The organism is Rhizobium ruizarguesonis, assembly GCF_017357285.1.
In the GTDB taxonomy this organism is placed as follows: domain Bacteria; phylum Pseudomonadota; class Alphaproteobacteria; order Rhizobiales; family Rhizobiaceae; genus Rhizobium; species Rhizobium ruizarguesonis.
This window is the reverse complement of the sequence record NZ_CP071678.1, coordinates 4,428,387-4,446,083: the sequence shown is the minus strand read 5'-3', so window position 1 is coordinate 4,446,083 and position 17,697 is coordinate 4,428,387. Positions and strand designations below refer to the sequence as shown.

19 protein-coding genes and 1 pseudogene are annotated in these 17,697 nt (G+C 61.0%); 15 read left to right on the top strand and 5 right to left on the bottom strand.

From position 1 onward, the window contains the following. The first annotated feature begins 7 nt into the window (after positions 1 to 7). The 4 genes from J3P73_RS21805 (at position 8) to J3P73_RS21790 (ending at position 4,942) form a co-directional block, all read left to right on the top strand. Complete coding sequence (locus J3P73_RS21805; protein ID WP_018072684.1) at positions 8 to 1,006, top strand: ABC transporter ATP-binding protein; 999 nt, start codon at positions 8 to 10, stop codon at positions 1,004 to 1,006. A gap of 84 nt (positions 1,007 to 1,090) precedes the next feature. Continuing rightward, entirely contained in the window at positions 1,091 to 2,572 is a 1,482-nt protein-coding gene (locus J3P73_RS21800; protein WP_018497492.1) for a mannitol dehydrogenase family protein, read from the top strand. A gap of 97 nt (positions 2,573 to 2,669) precedes the next feature. Beyond that, positions 2,670 to 3,359 (top strand): HAD family hydrolase, encoded by a 690-nt coding sequence (locus J3P73_RS21795; RefSeq protein ID WP_017967984.1) that lies wholly within the window; start codon positions 2,670 to 2,672, stop codon positions 3,357 to 3,359. Then, positions 3,359 to 4,942 carry an FGGY-family carbohydrate kinase gene (locus tag J3P73_RS21790; RefSeq protein ID WP_026170945.1) on the top strand — a complete coding sequence of 528 codons (1,584 nt, stop codon included), beginning with the start codon at positions 3,359 to 3,361 and terminating at the stop codon, positions 4,940 to 4,942. The genes J3P73_RS21795 and J3P73_RS21790 overlap by 1 nt, the downstream gene beginning before the upstream one ends. Before the next feature lie 53 nt (positions 4,943 to 4,995). Here J3P73_RS21790 and J3P73_RS21785 read toward each other — a convergent pair whose 3' ends face one another. Then, a complete protein-coding gene (locus J3P73_RS21785) occupies positions 4,996 to 5,850 on the bottom strand; it encodes a MurR/RpiR family transcriptional regulator (protein ID WP_018072687.1) in 855 nt (284 codons plus the stop codon). 235 nt (positions 5,851 to 6,085) lie between these two features. Between J3P73_RS21785 and J3P73_RS21780 the strand changes: the two genes are divergently transcribed. Together J3P73_RS21780 and J3P73_RS21775 are read left to right on the top strand one after the other, a co-directional pair. Next, positions 6,086 to 6,799 (top strand): sulfate transporter family protein, encoded by a 714-nt coding sequence (locus tag J3P73_RS21780; RefSeq protein WP_018072688.1) that lies wholly within the window; start codon positions 6,086 to 6,088, stop codon positions 6,797 to 6,799. 52 nt (positions 6,800 to 6,851) lie between these two features. Beyond that, positions 6,852 to 7,049, top strand: a pseudogene (locus J3P73_RS21775) (TetR/AcrR family transcriptional regulator); the annotation flags it as partial. On the opposite strand, the gene nth reads toward J3P73_RS21775, so the two are convergent. Then, on the bottom strand, positions 7,014 to 7,820 hold the full coding sequence (gene nth, locus J3P73_RS21770; protein ID WP_197726775.1) for an endonuclease III: 807 nt from the start codon (positions 7,818 to 7,820) through the stop codon (positions 7,014 to 7,016). The pseudogene J3P73_RS21775 and the gene nth sit on opposite strands and share 36 nt — an antisense overlap. On the opposite strand from nth, the gene J3P73_RS21765 reads away from it, so the two are divergent. After that, a complete protein-coding gene (locus J3P73_RS21765) occupies positions 7,819 to 8,316 on the top strand; it encodes a DUF2244 domain-containing protein (protein ID WP_075224459.1) in 498 nt (165 codons plus the stop codon). The two genes, nth and J3P73_RS21765, sit on opposite strands and share 2 nt — an antisense overlap. 79 nt (positions 8,317 to 8,395) lie before the next feature. After that, complete coding sequence (locus J3P73_RS21760; RefSeq protein WP_075224458.1) at positions 8,396 to 9,268, top strand: methylated-DNA--[protein]-cysteine S-methyltransferase; 873 nt, start codon at positions 8,396 to 8,398, stop codon at positions 9,266 to 9,268. Positions 9,269 to 9,304: 36 nt separating this feature from the next. On the opposite strand, the gene J3P73_RS21755 is transcribed toward J3P73_RS21760, so the two are convergent. Next, positions 9,305 to 10,330, bottom strand: a complete 1,026-nt coding sequence (locus tag J3P73_RS21755) for a sugar-binding transcriptional regulator (protein ID WP_075224457.1) — start codon at positions 10,328 to 10,330, stop codon at positions 9,305 to 9,307. Positions 10,331 to 10,756: 426 nt separating this feature from the next. Here J3P73_RS21755 and tal point away from each other — a divergent pair, with 426 nt between their 5' ends. Together tal and J3P73_RS21745 are read left to right on the top strand one after the other, a co-directional pair. Beyond that, positions 10,757 to 11,722, top strand: coding sequence for a transaldolase (tal, locus tag J3P73_RS21750; RefSeq protein WP_024322941.1), 966 nt, complete (start codon positions 10,757 to 10,759; stop codon positions 11,720 to 11,722). 93 nt (positions 11,723 to 11,815) lie between these two features. Beyond that, positions 11,816 to 12,484: a DUF1345 domain-containing protein gene (locus J3P73_RS21745; RefSeq protein WP_018072695.1), complete on the top strand. Its 669-nt coding sequence runs from the start codon at positions 11,816 to 11,818 to the stop codon at positions 12,482 to 12,484. A gap of 54 nt (positions 12,485 to 12,538) precedes the next feature. Here J3P73_RS21745 and J3P73_RS21740 read toward each other — a convergent pair whose 3' ends face one another. Together J3P73_RS21740 and J3P73_RS21735 are read right to left on the bottom strand one after the other, a co-directional pair. Continuing rightward, positions 12,539 to 13,339: an anti-sigma factor family protein gene (locus J3P73_RS21740; protein WP_018072696.1), complete on the bottom strand. Its 801-nt coding sequence runs from the start codon at positions 13,337 to 13,339 to the stop codon at positions 12,539 to 12,541. Beyond that, positions 13,336 to 14,091, bottom strand: a complete 756-nt coding sequence (locus tag J3P73_RS21735) for a sigma-70 family RNA polymerase sigma factor (protein ID WP_130686819.1) — start codon at positions 14,089 to 14,091, stop codon at positions 13,336 to 13,338. The genes J3P73_RS21740 and J3P73_RS21735 overlap by 4 nt, the downstream gene beginning before the upstream one ends. A gap of 300 nt (positions 14,092 to 14,391) precedes the next feature. On the opposite strand from J3P73_RS21735, the gene J3P73_RS21730 reads away from it, so the two are divergent. From J3P73_RS21730 to J3P73_RS21710, 5 genes are all read left to right on the top strand, one after another. After that, positions 14,392 to 15,366 (top strand): MBL fold metallo-hydrolase, encoded by a 975-nt coding sequence (locus tag J3P73_RS21730; RefSeq protein WP_130662275.1) that lies wholly within the window; start codon positions 14,392 to 14,394, stop codon positions 15,364 to 15,366. Between the two features lie 20 nt (positions 15,367 to 15,386). Next, positions 15,387 to 15,851, top strand: a complete 465-nt coding sequence (locus tag J3P73_RS21725) for a tetratricopeptide repeat protein (RefSeq protein WP_018497505.1) — start codon at positions 15,387 to 15,389, stop codon at positions 15,849 to 15,851. Positions 15,852 to 15,907: 56 nt separating this feature from the next. Next, complete coding sequence (locus J3P73_RS21720; RefSeq protein WP_024322937.1) at positions 15,908 to 16,354, top strand: DoxX family protein; 447 nt, start codon at positions 15,908 to 15,910, stop codon at positions 16,352 to 16,354. Positions 16,355 to 16,490: 136 nt separating this feature from the next. Next, positions 16,491 to 16,982, top strand: a complete 492-nt coding sequence (locus tag J3P73_RS21715) for a hypothetical protein (protein ID WP_130692766.1) — start codon at positions 16,491 to 16,493, stop codon at positions 16,980 to 16,982. A gap of 192 nt (positions 16,983 to 17,174) precedes the next feature. Continuing rightward, entirely contained in the window at positions 17,175 to 17,453 is a 279-nt protein-coding gene (locus J3P73_RS21710) for a hypothetical protein (RefSeq protein WP_024322935.1), read from the top strand. Positions 17,454 to 17,697: the final 244 nt, after the last annotated feature.

Genomic DNA, 17,697 nt, shown 5'->3' with positions numbered 1-17,697 from the left:
GAGAAACATGGGCAGCATTACCCTTCAGAAGGTTTCCAAGGTCTTCGGCGAAGCCAAGGTCATCCCTTCGATCGATCTCGACATCAAGGACGGCGAGTTCGTCGTCTTCGTCGGCCCGTCGGGCTGCGGTAAGTCCACGCTGCTGCGGCTGATCGCCGGGCTCGAGGATGTCTCCGGCGGCAAGATCGTCATCGACGGCAGGGACGCCACCGAAAAGGCGCCCTCGGAGCGCGGCCTTGCCATGGTGTTCCAGTCCTATGCGCTCTATCCGCATATGAGCGTGCGCAACAATATCGCCTTCCCGCTGAAGATGGCGGGCGTCGACAAGGCGGAGATCGACCGCAAAGTGACTGATGCGGCCCGGGTGCTGAACCTCACCGACTATCTCGAACGCAAGCCGCGACAGCTGTCCGGCGGCCAGCGCCAGCGCGTGGCGATCGGCCGCGCCATCGTGCGTCAGCCTTCGGCCTTCCTGTTCGACGAACCGCTGTCGAACCTCGATGCGGCACTCCGCGTCAACATGCGCCTCGAAATCAGCGAGCTGCATCAGCAGCTGAAGACGACGATGGTCTACGTCACCCACGACCAGGTCGAGGCGATGACCATGGCCGACAAGATCGTCGTCCTGAACAGGGGCAATATCGAGCAGGTCGGCTCGCCGCTCGAACTCTACAGCCGCCCCCGCAACCTCTTCGTCGCCGGCTTCATCGGATCGCCCAAGATGAACTTCATCACAGGCCAGCACGCCGCCGCGCTGAACGCACATACCATCGGCGTCCGGCCCGAACATGTGCTGTTGTCGATGGAGAGCGGCGACTGGAAGGGCAGGGTCGTGGTCGCCGAACATCTCGGCTCCGACACCTTCCTGCATATCGACGCCGAGGGCATCGGCATGTTGACGGCGCGCGGCAGCGGCGACTTCCCGGCGAAAGCGGGCGACACGGTCTTCCTGACGCCGGACCGTTCGCGTATTCACAAATTCAACGAGGGCGGCCTTGCCATCTGAAGCGGGCCGCCGGGCTGGGGGCAGGCATGCGAGCCGGACGATGGCGCCTGGCCGTCTCGGCAAGACCTTCAAGAGGACTGAAACATGACGTGCAAATTATCGCTGGCAACGCTTTCGGATGTGGCGCGCACTGCCGCCATCCCTGGATATGACAGGGCATCGCTGAAAGCCGGCATCGTGCACTTCGGCGTCGGCAATTTCCACCGTGCCCACCAGGCGATCTATCTCGACGATCTCTTCAACGCCGGCACGGATCACGACTGGGCAATCGTCGGCGCCGGTGTGTTGCCGTCGGATGCCGCCATGCGCGAAAAGCTTGCGGCGCAGGATTTCCTGACGACGGTGGTCGAACAGGACAACAACAAGACGGCGGCGCGCGTCACGGCACCGATGATCGACATCCTGCCGGTCGGCGATGCCACTGCGATCATCGCCAAGCTTGCCGATCCCGAGATCCGCATCGTCTCGATGACGATCACCGAGGGCGGCTATTTCATCGACGCATCAGGCACATTCAATCCGACCCATCCGGCGATCGCCGCCGACGGACAAAATCCCAACGCGCCGAAGACAGTGTTCGGCCTGATCGTCGCCGGCCTGAAAGCGCGCAAGGACAAGGGCATCGGTCCCTTCACCGTCATGTCCTGCGACAACATTCCCCATAATGGAGTCGTCACCGCCAATGCCGTCGTCGGCACGGCCGCACTTTCGGACCCTGCCTTTGCCGACTGGATCCGAGCGAATGTCGCCTTCCCGAACGGCATGGTCGACCGCATCACGCCGGCGACCAGCCAGCGCGAGGTCGATTTCCTCCGGGACAATTTCCAGATCGAGGACAGTTGGCCGGTCTATTGCGAGGAATTCAAGCAATGGGTGCTCGAGGATAAGTTCACCGCCGGCCGGCCGGCGCTGGAAAAGGTCGGCGTCACCTTCGTGCCCGATGTCACGCCCTACGAGCACATGAAGATCCGCATCCTCAACGGCGGGCATGCCGCGATCGCCTATCCGGCGGCGTTGATGGACATTCATTTCGTTCATGATTCCATGGAAGACCCGCTGATCCGCGCCTTCCTTGCCAAGCTCGAGAAAGACGAGATCATCCCGATCGTGCCGCCGGTGCCGAACACGTCGCTGGCGGACTATTTCGCCCTGATCGAACATCGCCTGCTCAATCCGAAGATTGCCGACACTATTCCGCGGCTGGCGCAAGACGGCTCCAACCGCCAGCCGAAATTCATCCTGCCGTCGACGCTCGACAATCTGCGTCAGGGCAGGGACGTCGTTGGCCTGGCGCTGGTTTCAGCACTCTGGTGCCGCTATTTCGCCGGCAAGACCGACAGCGGCAAGGATATCGTCTTCAACGACGCGAGCGCAGAGCGCCTGCATGCGGCGGCGCTGAAAGCCAAGGACGACCCGTCGGCCTTTCTCGTCTTCGACGATATTTTCGGCGAAGTGGCGAAATCGGAACTTTTTCGCAAGCGTTTCGCCCATGCTCTCAAAACCCTGTGGGAAAAGGGCACGCGGGAGACGCTGCAGCTCTATCTCGACGGCAAGCTCGCAGTGTAAGGAATCCGGATGGCGGTATCTGCTGCCGCCATTCGTCCGGCCTTGCGAGCGCCGCGGGACGGTAACACGTCCGAATTGAACTCAGGTTGGGTGTTCCATGGCTGATGCTGAAACACGGCTGGTGATCTTCGATTGCGATGGCGTACTCGTTGACAGCGAACCGATCTCGATCAGCGTGCTCGTCGGGGCGATGAACGATCTCGGCGTCTCGATCACCGAAGACCAGGCTTATGAGCGTTTTCTCGGCCGCAGCCTGTCTACTCTCATCGATACGCTGGAAACCGAATTCAACGTTCATGCCGGCGAGGAATTCCTCGAGCGTATCCGCACCGATCTCTACGCCCGCTTTCGCACAGAACTGAAGCCGATCGAGGGTATCGCCGCGGCGATTGACGGCCTTGGCGTTCCCTGTTGCGTTGCCTCGTCCAGCCAGATGGAGCGAATCCGGCTGTCGCTGTCGGTGACCGGACTTCTCGACAAGCTGCCCGACATCTTCAGTGCGACGATGGTCAAGCGCGGCAAACCGGCGCCCGATCTCTTCCTGCATGCGGCGCGTGAAATGCAGGTCGAGCCGGCTCATTGCCTTGTCGTTGAAGACAGCCCGGCCGGCGTTGCCGCGGCCAAGGCGGCAGGCATGACGGTCTTCGCCTTCACCGGCGGATCACACGCCAACTTCGCCGGATACCGTGCCGAACTCGACCGCCTTTCGCCGGAAGTGGTGTTTGACGCCATGCCGGATTTGATACACCTTGTCCGCAACCATAAGCTGGACGGGACCAAGACTTGATGCGTGATCATGTGGTTGCGGTGGATATCGGCACGGGCAGTGCGCGCGCCGGCGTCTTCGACGCACGCGGCCGATTGCTCGCCAAGGCCGAGCATCCGATCGTGATGAACCGGCCGCGCGAAAACCATGCCGAGCACGATTCCGAAGATATCTGGTCGGCCGCCTGCATGGCAGTGCGCAGGGCGATGGAGCAATCCGGTATCGCCGCCGCCTCGGTCGGAGCGATCGGCTTCGATGCCACCTGTTCGCTTGTCGTCCGTGACGTCGAGGGCCGGCAGCTCAGCGTTTCCACAGGCGGGGAGAGGCGTTTCGACACGATCGTCTGGCTCGATCATCGGGCGCTGAAGGAAGCCGATTTTTGCACGGCGACGCAGCACAGGGTGCTCGAACATTCCGGCCACGTGATGTCGCCGGAAATGGAGATGCCGAAGCTGATGTGGCTGAAGAAGAAGCTGCCCGCCACATGGGAAAAGGCTGGCTATTTCTTCGATCTCGCCGATTTCATGACGTGGAAATCGACCGGATCGCCCGCCCGTTCGCGCTGCACGCTGACGGCGAAATGGAACTATCTCGCCCATCTCGAAAAGGGCTGGCAGCAGGATTTCCTGGAACGGATCGGCCTCGAGGACCTTCAGGCGCGCGGCCATCTGCCGGATGAGACCACGCCTGTCGGAGACAGCGTCGGCCGGCTGACGCAGGAAGCGGCGGAAGCGCTGGGGCTGACGACGGACTGCCATGTCGCCGCCGGGATGATCGACGCCTATGCCGGCGCACTCGGCGCGCTCGGCGGCTACGCCGCCGATCCTGTCAAACGCGAGCACCAGCTGGCGCTGATTGCCGGCACGTCGAGCTGCATCGTTACCTTCTCGCGGGAACGCAAGCCGAGCCATGGCATGTGGGGTCCCTATTACGAGGCTGTCTTCCCGCAGTCCTGGCTGGTGGAGGCCGGGCAATCGGCGACCGGCGCGTTGATCGACCACATCGTGCGCATGCATGCGGCCGGTGGCGAGCCGACGGCAGCGCTGCATCAGAAGATCGTCGCGCGCATCGCCGAATTGCGGGCCGAGGAGGGCGATGACTTCGGTGCGCGGATCTTCGTGCTGCCGGATTTCCATGGCAACCGTTCGCCGCTCGCCGATCCGCACGCCGTCGGCGTCGTCAGCGGGCTGACACTCGATACGTCCTTCGACGGGCTCTGCGCGCTCTATTGGCGCTCTGCGGTGGGGATTGCGCTTGGCATCCGCCATATCCTGGAAATGATGAAGGAATACGGTTACATGCCCGATACGCTGCATATTGCCGGCGGGCATGTGAAGAACCCGGTGCTGATGGAGCTTTATAGCGATGCGACCGGCTGCAAGGTCGTGGTGCCGAAGATGAACGAGGCGGTGCTGCTCGGCACGGCAATCGCAGCATCCGTCGCGTGCGGCTTGTACAAGGATCTGGCGGCGGCCGGCGAGGCGATGTATCCGGGCGGCGACGAACGGCTTCCCGACAAGGCCAAGCAGGCGCTTTACGACCGCGACTACCGCCGTCTTCTCGCTATGCACCGGCACCGCGCCGAATTGGAAACGATGCAATAGAGCGCCGCTCTAAGGACGCTCCATCACATTGAATCTGCGCATAACCTTTCAAATTAGTGGTTTGCCGTCTCGCCGAGGACTGTCGCGAATTCCATCATGCGGCGGCGACGAAGTGCGGCCTCCTCTCCGACTTGGAGGATGACGGATTCAGACAGGCAATCGAGCAGCGCGATCAGCGGCGGAAGATTGTCGAGATCGGGGGCGCGAGCGGGCGGCAAGGGCAGCATGACGTTCGACTGGTCCGCCATCCAGTCCGCTTGCTGCGGCGAAATGAGCACGACCTTATAGCCGTAGCGCCGCGCCGTTCTGGCAAGCAGCCGCGCCTTGGCGAAGCGGCGGCAATCGATGATGACAAGCAGCGCGTCGTCGACCGCCAGCCGGGCGAAGAGTTCCGCAAAACGGTTGTCGGCAGCGTCGAGCGTGCGAACGCCGTCGCGGGCTTGCGTCAGCCGCTGACAGAAATGATTGGCCAGGCTTGAGAGCCGCGCATGCGTGGCGATCGACACTTCGCGGGCAGTGCTGATCAAGCCGACGGCTTCCGACCAGTGCGGCTGCGCCGTCAGATGATAGATATGATGGAGGGCCTGGATCTGTTCGGCAACCAGCACGGCGAGCGGTTTGCCCTCCGCAGCGTCGGCATGCAGCTCGCTCATAGCGCTCTGCAATTGCGCCGGCGATGTCGTCACGGTCTCGCGAATCTCCACCTTGACGCTGTCCAATCCCTGATAACCGAGCGAGCGCAGGAAGCGCCCGACGGTCATCGGCGAGAGATCCAGCCTGTCGGCAACGGACGCAGCCGTCTCGAACGGCAGGTCGTTCAGGTGTTCGGTGAAATATTTCGCGATACGGCGTTCGGCCGGTGTGCCGGTTTTTGCGTATTGCCTGAGTTTTTGCACAAAGTCTTCCACGTCAGCCTCCCCGTCTTCCCTCAGAGGCGTTCCGTGGATGCGCTGTTGCGACCCCTTGTCTTTGCAACTATTTCGGAAGCTGCTTCTCAGGCCCGTGTGTATTTTATATGCGTCACAATATTATATTAGTATTTAGTTTTCGACAAGTTTTCTATTACTGCATGCAATTTTATTCTCTCTTGTCGGTGGCCTCCATCTTTCCTACATCTTCGGCGCAACCGGAGACGCCTGAGACATGATTCTTGACGCCGCTCGCCTTTCGCTCGCCAATTTGTTCGCATCGGAAACACGTTCTGTCTTCTGGAAAGTGCTCGGCCTGACGATTCTCGTGCTCGTCGGCCTCTGGTTCGCGCTGCGCGGGGCCTTCATGGCCTTCCTCTTTCCCTGGCTCACGGGTTTCTTTCCCGATATGCCGGATTGGGCAGGGTGGCTCGCTTTCCTCTTCGCGATCCTGGCCGGTATCGGCCTTGCGTTGATGCTGGCGCTGCTGCTGTCGCCGGTCACGGCGCTGATCGCCGGCCTGTTTCTCGACGATGTCGCCGATGTCATCGAAAAGCGCGACTATCCCAAGGACGCGCCGGGCACCGCCATGCCGCTCGGTCCGGCGATGGCAAGCTCGATCAAGTTCCTCGGCGTGGTGATCCTCGGCAATATCGTGGCATTGTTGTTGCTGTTTATCCCCGGCGTCAATCTGGTCGCGTTCTTTCTGGTGAACGGCTATCTGCTCGGACGGGAATTCTTCGAATTCGCCGCTATGCGCTCCCGTTCGCCTGATGAGGCACGGCTCTTCCGCGCCAAGCATGCCTCCACGGTCTTTCTCGGCGGGCTGGTGATCGCCCTCTTTCTGGCGATCCCGATCGTCAATCTTCTGACGCCGCTTTTTGCCGCCGGCATGATGGTTCATCTGCACAAGCTGGTTTCTGCCAAGGATCCCGGTTTGCGCGCCTGAGGCTCAACGGGGCAGGGCGGAGACGTCGTACATCGCCGCAAATTCAGCGCTCGGCGGGGAAGCGACGCTGCGGGCAGGGCTTGCAGCCATGCTTCCGGAGGCCGGGACTATGCTCGAACCGCTGACGTCGCTGCTATCGGCGGCCTTCGACCGCGCGGCGATCGCGATCGAGGCGGGCGCTGAAAGGCGGCAGTACGAACAGGCGATCGCTGTTCTACTCGACGGCCTCGCCGATCACCTGCGGCGGTAGCTCGACGAGCGGCGCCGGCACATCCCAACTCTTCTCCGGCGATTTGCAGAGATCGGCGATGACGCAGCGCTCGCATTCGGGCCGGCGCGCCTTGCAGGTGTAGCGACCGTGCAGGATCAGCCAGTGATGGGCGTGATAGAGGTAATGGCTTGGGATCACCTTCATCAGCCGCGCCTCGACCTCGTCGGGTGTCTTGCCGGGGGCAAGCCTGATGCGATTGGCGATGCGGAAGATGTGCGTATCGACGGCCATCGTCGCCTGGCCGAAGGCCATGGAAAGCACGACATTGGCGGTCTTGCGGCCGACACCCGGCAATCTCACCAGTTCGTCGCGTGTCTCCGGCACCTTGCCGCCGAATTGGTCGACCAGCATCTGCGATAGCGCGATGACGTTTTTCGCCTTGTTGCGGTAGAGACCGATCGTTCTGATGTAATCGCGCAGCCGCTCCTCGCCGAGATCGAGCATCTTTTCCGGCGTATCGGCAACCTTGAAGAGCGCGCGCGTCGCCTTGTTGACGCCAACGTCGGTCGCTTGCGCCGAAAGCGCGACGGCGACGACGAGCGTGAAGGGGTTGGTGTGCTCGAGCTCGCCCCTCGGTTCCGGCCGCTGCACCGAGAAGCGGCGGAAGATCTCCTCGCGCTCGGCCAGGGAATAGGCCGTGCGCACCGCTGCCGCCGGTTTGCGGCGGGCAATCACATTCGTGCCCTGCGGCGTCTTGGTCACGGATTTGAGTTTCGGATTCGCCATGGAAACTCTATAATCGGCAGCCATGATGGAAAGCAACGCCGACAGCTTCAATGAGCAGCCTGTTTTCGCTGCCGAGCTCTTTCCCCACCGGTCGCTCGGCCGCCGGGGCTTCAAGGTGCTGCTTGCCCTGTCCGGTGCCGTCTGCTTGCTTTACGGCATGTTCTTCATCGCGACCGGGGCCTGGCCGATCGGCTTCTTCTTCGGACTGGATTTCGTGCTTCTCTACGGCGCCTTCTGGCTGAATTACCGCTCCGGGAAAGCGCGCGAACAGGTGACGGTGTCGCGCACGGATGTGTCGGTGCGCAAGTTTGCGCCATCGGGACGGATGGTGGAGCATCATTTCAATCCGTTCTGGGCGCGCTTCCGCGTTCGCCGGCACCAGGAGATAGGCATTCTTTCCATGCATATCTTCGGCGAAGGCCGGCGCACAGATATCGGCTCCTTCCTCAATCCCGACGATCGCGAAAGCTTCGCCAAGGCCTTCAAGGGAGCGCTGGCGACGGTCAAGCAGCGGATCTGAACCTATCCGGCGGATGCGCAAGAATCGGGTGGTTTGCTCACCCCCTATTGACTATCTCCTTGTTACAAGGAGAAAGACGATGAACATGATTGCCAACCTGCAGACAGACATCACGCCTGACGGCCCTGATTATGACATTGTCCGTCGGGTGATCGAACTCATCACCGAGGATTACCGCGACCAGCCTTCGCTGGAGGCGATCGCGGCGCGGCTCAACCAGTCGCCGACCCAGCTGCAGAAGACCTTCACCCGCTGGGCCGGCCTGTCGCCCAAGGGCTTCCTGCAGGCAGTGACGCTCGACCACGCCAAGCGGCTGCTGCGCAAGGAAGACATGCCGCTGCTCGAGACCTCGATCGAGGTCGGCCTTTCCGGGCCGAGCCGCCTGCACGATCTTTTCGTCACGCATGAGGCGATGTCGCCCGGCGAATGGAAGGCCAAGGGCGGTGGTCTCATCATCCGCTACGGCTTCCACATCTGCCCCTTCGGCGTGGCGCTGATCATGGTAACCGACCGCGGCCTTGCCGGCCTTGCCTTCAGTGATTCCGGCGACGAGAGGGCCTGCCTCGAGGATATGACCTGCCGCTGGCCGAACGCCTGTTATGTCGAAGACCTGCAGGCGACGGTTCCCTATGCCGCCCGCATCTTCGAGCCCGGCAAATGGTCCTCGGACCAGCCGCTGCGCGTCGTGCTGATCGGTACGGATTTTCAGGTGAGCGTCTGGGAAAGTCTGCTGAAAATCCCGTTCGGCAAGGCCGTCACCTATTCCGATATCGCCAACGATATCGGCCGGCCGACGGCGCAGCGCGCCGTGGGTGCGGCGGTCGGGGCAAACCCGATCTCCTTCGTGGTGCCTTGCCATCGGGCGCTCGGCAAGAATGGCGCGCTGACGGGCTACCATTGGGGCCTCACCCGCAAGCGGGCGATGCTCGGCTGGGAATCGGCGCACGCCTGAGTGGGTTTCGCGGGCGGAGGGCGGAGTCGTCGCCGCTTATCGCTCTGCCACTTCTCCCTGCTGGGGAGAAGTGGCAGACGGTGATGTCTCGGCCAGTTCCAGTAACGCCCGGGCAGCACTTTCGTCGGTGATCAGCGTGTTGCAGCCGATGCGCTTGATCGTCGCACGGATTGCTACGGCCCGATGGGCGCCGCCGGAGGAGAGCACGATGTGCTTTGCCTCCTTCAGCGTGTCGAGATCGACTGACATCACGCGCCGATTGATCGAGTGGTCGACCGAATTGCCGTCCTTGTCGAGGAAGTTGAACATGGTGTCGCAGACGCAGCCGGCATCGACCAATTGCTGCAACTCGGCCTTTGATATCCAGCCCTCCGACAGCGAGGTCGAATGCGGGCCGATATCGCCGCAGCTGACGATCGCCAGATCGAGGTTCTCGGCGAGACGGTAGATCGTGTCCAGCCCGCATCTCTCGATCAGATTGCGTTTGGTCTCGATGGAATCGACGAGAAGCGGCGCCAGGAACATGTAGCATTCGGCGCCAAGCTGGTTTGCCAGCCGCCATGTGTAATCGATCGGGTTCGTCTGGTGCACGGCGACGATGCCGCCGAGCAGCGAGACGACCTTGCAATTGGCGCGGCGCGGCGGCCGGAAGCTCGACAGCGAGGCGGTCATGGTGCGGCCCCAGCCGACGCCGATGGTGTAGTCGTCCGGGATGGCTTCTGAGAGGAACTGGCCAAGCGCCAGGCCGACATTTTTAGCCAGCGAATTGACGTCACCATTGACCGGCGCAGGGACGACGATCGCCTCGTCGAGGCCATAGGCACGCTCCAGCTTCACCGAAAGTTCAACGCAGTCGCCGATCGAGTCGTTGATCCAGATCTGGACTTCGCTGCGTTTCATCGCCTCGTCGAGCAGGCGGATGACGGTGGTGCGGCTGATGCCGAGCTGTTCGGCGACGTCCTTCTGGGTCAGACCCTCGTTGTAATAGAGCCATGCCGCCCTTAGCCGCAGCGAGGATGCCTCGGAATAGGCCGTGTGCGTGCCCCGTTTGAGCTTGACCACATCTCCTCCGCACGATTTCCTGCCCTAGATCCCTCATGGGATGAAAGGCCTTAGCGACGCTTTTGTTGCCGGGGATAATGACGGGCGTGACACTTATGTCAATTGAAATGCACAAATGTCCTTGACTTTTCGTTAGGCGAATGGCGATAGTCCGGGTGACACACGTCGTTCTTGTCCGTCCGAGGAGGACATAGTGCGGGCATGCCGAAAGTCACGACCGGCCTTCCAGCCGCAGGCGGCATCGACTGCGTTTGAGCAGCCGTTCGTTCGCGGCCGGAACACGGCCACTGTCCTTCACGTTTATGAATCATCCGTGACGGATGCGCGCATTTTCGCCTGCAGCATGCAAACAACCTGTCGGTAGATCACCTTTGCCCGGCGGAACGCGCGCCGGTCGCAGCCCAAGTTCAACAAGGATTATTGACCATGACATCCAAGCTTGACCAACTCCGCGAGATTACTACCGTGGTCGCCGATACCGGCGACATCGAGGCCGTCGCCCGCCTGAAGCCTGTGGATTGCACGACGAATCCGAGCATCGTGCTTAAGGCTCTTGGCACGCCGATGTTCGCCGACGCCATCAAGGAAGCCGTCGCCTGGGGCAAGAAGCAGGGCGGCAATCCGGAAGCCGTTTCTTCTGCCGTCGCCGATCGTCTCGCCATCTCCGTCGGTGCAGCCCTGGTGAAGCTCGTCCCAGGCCGCGTCTCGACCGAAGTCGACGCCGATCTTTCCTTCGATACCGAGGCTTCGCTTGCCAAGGCGCGCGCAATCATCGCCGCCTACAAGGATCGCGGCATCGGCCAGGACCGCATCCTCATCAAGCTCGCTTCCACCTGGGAAGGCATCCGTGCCGCTGAAGTGCTGCAGAAGGAAGGCATCGACTGCAACCTGACGCTTCTCTTCAGCAAGGCCCAGGCGATCGCCTGCGCCGACGCCAAGGTGTTCCTGATCTCGCCCTTCGTCGGCCGCATCCTCGACTGGTACAAGAAGTCGACCGGCAAGGACTACACGGCCGAGGAAGATCCGGGCGTTATCTCCGTCCGTGAAATCTACAACTACTACAAGACGAACGACATCAAGACGATCGTCATGGGCGCCTCCTTCCGCAGCGCCGGCGAAATCGAAGCCCTTGCCGGCTGCGACCGCCTGACCATCAGCCCGAATCTGCTCGACGAACTGGCCAAGGACGAAGGCAAGCTGGAGCGCAAGCTCTCGCCGGACAGCCGCAAGCCGGACCCGAAGGTCTCGGTCGACGAGAAGACCTTCCGCTGGATGATGAACGAAGACGCCATGGCGACGGAAAAGCTCGCCGAAGGCATCCGCGCCTTCGCCAAGGATCTGGGAACGTTGCGCACCATGGTGCAGAAGGAACTGCAGCTCGCCGCTGCCTGATAAGGCACGGCATGCAATCGAAGGCGCGGCTGCCGGCTGGCAGGCGCGCCTTTTTCGTACTGTTATCAAGGGCATATGCTGTCGGAGACTAATATGGCGGATGAGGAACGAGCAAATTCGCTGGTGGCATTTGCCTACAAGCATGCGAGCTTCATCATCGCCGTCCTTGCCGGGCTGGCGGTCTTCTTGGCTGTGACCTCGCGCGAGGCGAACGCCGGCAACATCCTGTTCGGCTGGAATGTCAGCGCCGGCGTTTTTGTCGCACTCAGCTGGCGCAAGATGCTGCGGGCGACGGTCGAAAGCATCAGGAAGCGCTCCGAGGATCTCGATTTCTCCGACACCGTCCTGCTGGCTCTCTCGATCGGCACCGCCCTTGCCAGCATCGCCGGCATCGGCCTCGAGCTGCATTCGATCAAGGAGGAGGCGCCCGACATCGCGCTCTTGCGGGCAGGTGCCGCTGTACTGACGATCCTGATCTCCTGGATCTTCCTGCATACGCTCTTCACCATCCATTATGCCCACTATTTCTACGGCGGATCGGACGAGGAAGGCGGCCTGAAGTTTCCTGACGGGATCACGGAACCCGGCTATTGGGATTTCCTCTATTTCTCCTTCACCATCGGCGTTGCTGCGCAGACGGCCGATGTCGCGGTCAGCTCGACCAGCATGCGCAAGCTGACGCTGCTGCATGCCGTGCTATCATTCCTCTTCAACACGACGATCCTGGCGCTCGCGATCAATGTCGGGGCGAGCCTGCTTTAGATCATCAAAAAGTGGAGCATGATGTCGTCCGAAAACCGCTCACACTTTTCGGCATCATGCTCTCGCCGCCGCCCTGAAGAAGGACTCGAACTCGCCGAGATCACCTGCGGCAACATCCGAAATCGCCCAGAATACGAGCCCGCCATCCGACCATTGTGTCATGTTGTAGCCGTCATGCACCGTCGTCGTTTGCGTGGCCGATGCTGCAGGCCAGATGAACAGGTTGATGACGTGGCCGTGGCGCCGGTAGACGAGGGCGGCAACGGCGCGATCACCGATATAGTCGACACGCCCGCCGACCAGCGGAAAGCCATCCTTGGTGAGATCGCTGACGGGCGGGGAGAAATCGATCTTGCCGTTGAACCACGGTTTGACCGTATGCTGGTCCGAGGTCAGCACGTCGGTCAGATGATCGGCCATCATCGACCTGACATGGCTGGCCATGATCTGATCCTGCAAAAGCAGGGTCTGCGACGGTACATTGGCGAACAGGAAGGCGCTTGCAGCCAGGACCGCGAGCGAAGGCACGAAGCTCCATTGCCGGATGAAATCCAGGGCACGGCGCCAGATGGGCACCCGGCGCGGCAGCGGCAGGCTGGATGCCGCCGCCGTCTCTTCGAACGACAGCATCGACAGGACTTGCGAACGCAATGCCTCCGGCGGCTGCCACTTGACGCCTTCCTGATCGATAATCTCTCTCACGGCACGGACCCTTTCCATCTCCGCCCTGCAATGCGCGCAGGTGGCAAGATGATCCTCGAATTGCGCCGCATGGACGGAATCGAGTTCGCCATCGACAAAGCCGTGCAGCATGACGCGCCATTCCGGGCAGCCTTTCTGATTGGCCTCACTCATCCTGCCGTCTCGCTCTTGTTGCATGCATCCCAGGCATCGCCAAAATCACGCCGCGCTCTGGCAAGCCGCGACATGACGGTGCCGATCGGCGCATCGATGATCTCGGCGATCTGCCGGTAGGAGAGATCCTCAAGCTCGCGCAAGACAAGAATTTCCCGCATCGCTTCCGGAAGGCTGCTGATAACAGCGCGCACGCGTTGCTGCTCGCTTCGCCGGATCGTTGCCGTTTCCGGCGAATCCTCCTCCGAGGCGATCTGGTACTCACCACCCTCATCAGGGTCAGGGTCGCCGTCATTGCCCAAAGGCTGCTCGAACCGCGCCTTGCGGCGATCCTGCTGGCGCCAGACATGGCAGCAGTTCCTCACGATGGCAAAGAGCCAGGCGCGCGGATCGCCGCCACGATAGGTGTCGAAATTGCGGTAGGCGCGCAGGAACGCTTCCTGAACAATATCCTGTGCGGCATCCGCGTCGCGGCTGAGGAAGCGGGCAAAATTATAGGCCGCGTCAAGATGCGGAACGATCATGTCCTGAAAGCGCTGCATGAACTCGTGCTGCATGGTCGCATCCGCCGTCGAAGCGATCGGATCGCTGCTCGATTTTTCCGAGACCATGAGGTGCAATAGTCGGCCCACGCCACCGAGAAACATCGCTAGCGGTGATGGTCGAATGCGGGTCCCTGACGCGTGCCTGGCCAACAGCAGCATCCAATCGGTCGATCCGACGGGATAGGTGATCTGAGCGTTTGTCATCATCCTCCCTGCCTCAACAGCAGCCGAATTTAGGCGTGAGACCGGCAGGCATGCAATGCGGCCCCTTGCCGTCTAGACCGATCGGCACGCGGTTTTATTCCACGCCGGCGCCGATTTTTCTGCATGCAGCGGGATACTGGCCGCACGCGATAGAAATCACGCTTGTTTTTCAATCACTTGAAGAAATAAAGCCCAAGATCGGGAATAAGCGTTCCCCGCCGGCGATCTAGTTCGTCAGCGAGGACATCTGAGCAATAGCCGTCTTCGCCACCAGAAATGCCATCAACAAGAGGAGGCATAGTCATGTTTACCATGTCACGTCGCGCCGTCCTGGGGTCGGCTGCTGCGGCTGCTGCATTCGGGCTGTCGTCGAAGCTTGAATTCGTCATGCCGGCATTTGCTGCAACACCGTTGGAGCCGGCGGTCGGCTTCTATAAATACAAGGTCGGCGATATCGAGATCACGGCAATCTACGACGGCATCTGGAGAAAGCCGCATGACCCGGCCTTCATCAAGAATGCCTCGATCGAGGATACCAAGGAGGCGCTATCGAAAGCCGGGCTTACCACCGAATTCATGCCGATCCCGCTGACCGTCGTGGTCCTGAAGCTCGGTAACCGCCTGATCATGATGGATGCCGGCTCGGGCGTCGGCCAGTGGCAGGAAAATGCCACCCATCTGCCGGCGAACATGGCCGCGGCGGGGATCGACTACAAGAAGATCGATACGATCATGATCTCGCATTTCCATCCCGACCATGTCTGGGGACTGATGGAAAAGGGCACCAACAATCCCGTCTTTCCGAATGCCGAGCTCATCGTCAATGCCGACGAATACAATTGGTGGACCGCGCCCGGCCGCGTCGAAAAGCTCGCCGAAGGCCGCAAGCCGGCAGGCAAGCGCATCGCCGGGTTCTTTCCGAAATGGAAGAACTGGAAGCTCGTCGCCGATGGCGCCGAAGTCGCACCCGGCGTGCAGCTTGTCGCCGCGCCCGGCCACACGCCAGGCCATTCGACCTATCTTGTCGCCTCCGGCAGCAAGCAACTGCTCGTCTCGGCCGATATCATGTATGTGCCGGCGCTGCTCGCACCCCATCCTGAATGGCAGGGCAGCTACGACCAGGATGGACCGACGGCCATCGACACGCGCCGCCGTCTTATCGACCGCATCATTGCCGACAATATCGCGATTTGCGGCTCACATTTCCCATTCCCTGGCTCCGGCACCTTTGTCAAGGACGGAAGCGCCTATGGCTTCACGCCGACAATCCAGGCCTGAAAGGCCGAAAGGAGATCACCATGACGAAATATGCAATTCTCGGATACATCTGGCTTTGCGCTATATCCGCAGGCTTCTCCGCGGTGACGGCGCTTCCCGCCTTTGCCGTCGACAACATGCAATCGACAGACGCTCCCGACCTGACCTCGGTGCGCGCCAAGATCGATGCCAAGGACTATGCTGATGCGTTGGCAGAGCTTCGCGGCCTTGCCGAAGACAACCAGCAGGCGGATGTCTATAATCTGATGGGATATACGCTGCGCAAGACGGGCGACTACAGAACGTCGCTGACCTACTACACCAAGGCGCTGGAGCTGCAGCCCGATCACAGGGCAGCGCGTGAATATCTCGGCGAACTCTATGTCGAGACGGGCGAGATGGCGAAGGCGGAGGAGCAGGTGTCATCGCTGAAGCAACTTTGTCCGAGCGGCTGCGAGGAACTCGAAGATCTGCAAAAGGTCATCGCGGCCAAGGGCGGCAATTGACGAGCATATGAACGCAAGAGCGGGCGGGAGAGCCGCCTGCTCTTCAACTGGAGGGTATGATGGAAAGCGCCTCAAGCCGGCCCGGACTGGCCGATCTCATTCTTTTCCTCGGCAGGCTCCTGCTGTCGCTGATTTTCCTGCACGAAGGTTGGTCGCTCGCGGGAGATATCACGGCGACCATCGACATTTTCGCGAAACTGGGGCTATCGGCGCCGGTCGCGCTTGCCACCATTGCCCTTCAGATCGGCGCCGGCCTTTCCGTCGCGACAGGCTTCCTCACTCGGCTTGGCGCACTGGCGCTGGCGCTCTTCTGCCTGGCGACCGCCTTGCTCTTTCACACGAACTTTGCGAGCCAGAACGAGCTGCTGCATTTCGAGAAAGACCTGGCGATTGCCGGCGGCATGTTCGTCCTGGCGGCTTCGGGTGCGGGAGCCATATCGATCGACAGGCTGCTGAGAAAGCGGGCCGGGATGCATCCCTGGCTTAGAGCGGCGTTGTCGTGAATATGCACGGAGGTACGACCATATTCGGATGAACGTTGACGAAGTTTGCGAGCGCTCGTGTGCGCAATAAAATCGAATAAAACCGAACAAACCAAAGCATCGATGCGGGCTACACTTTTGGCGACAAGTCAGGAGTGTGCCAGTGATGTCTTCCGCGCAAAGCAATCAGCAAAAGCCAATGCTCGTCTTTCTCGGCAAAGGCGCTGCCTTCGACATCGTCTCGAAATTGACTGAGAACGGATATGTCGCGGCGGCTGTGTCCTCGGTGCCGGAGCTCTTCGACGCCCTGCGTTCGGACCGATATTTTCTGGCCGTAACGATGCGATCGGATATCGATATGGTCCGAAACATCCAGCCGATACCGGTCATCAATCTGGAGGTATTTTTCCACACGGCCCAATCGACAGCAAAGTCGGTTCGCTCCTCGAAGGAATTCGACAGCGACGCATTTCTGCGAGGGGTCGCGGCCCTCACGGAATCAAGGACAGGCAGAATTGCTGCAGTCCAAAGAGCCCCGGCTGCAAACGAGACAGTGACTGCAGGCACGGCGAAGGCATCCCGGTGGCGTGCCGCCACATCTCTTCTTTTAAGTCGCCGCGCCACATCAAGCGCGGAGCGAGCTGATTAGACGTGGGCGAATTCTCATCGCCGACGCACCGGTCTTTGCCCGGTTCAGATCCCGATGGCCCGGCACTGTCTCTCCAGCCGGCCATGCCGCGCCTCGTTCCGGACGGATCCTATGGGCATCTTTCTGCCGGGTTTCGTGGAGGAAAGCGTCATTCCGAGACCAGAACTTTTTACGTGGTGCGGGTGCCTTCTCATGTTTCAGTTGCTCGGGGCAGCGTCAGCAAGCGGATATATCATCACGGCATTGTTCCTGCTGGTGGCGATCGGTCGTCTCGCCAGAAACGTTCTCCACAAGCTCACCGCACGGCTCCCGAAGCGCTCAGCGTTGAAGCATTACACGACGGCGATCGTCTCTCTGGTGTTCTTTTGCCTGCTGGTCGTTCGGATGTGTTTCATCGCCACCGTCATCATCGATAGCGCAATCCAAGGTGGCAAGGTGGAAATCAGTGGCGATCCCGAAAGCCAGTTTTGACGGCGGACTCCGTGTCGAAAATCCCGCAACATATCTCAACATTATCGAATATAGCATTGCATGACATTTGATATCCTAAAGGCGGAGCCGTGTCGGTGCGGGGCAGGTCGCGTGGTGTCCGATGACCGGGAGAATACCACCGCGGTTGACAGTGGCCGAGCCCGCCTGACCTTGACACGGTGAAACGTGGTAATTTCGCGCCGAGGGACATCTCCCGGCAAGAGAGCGAATGACGAATGGCATA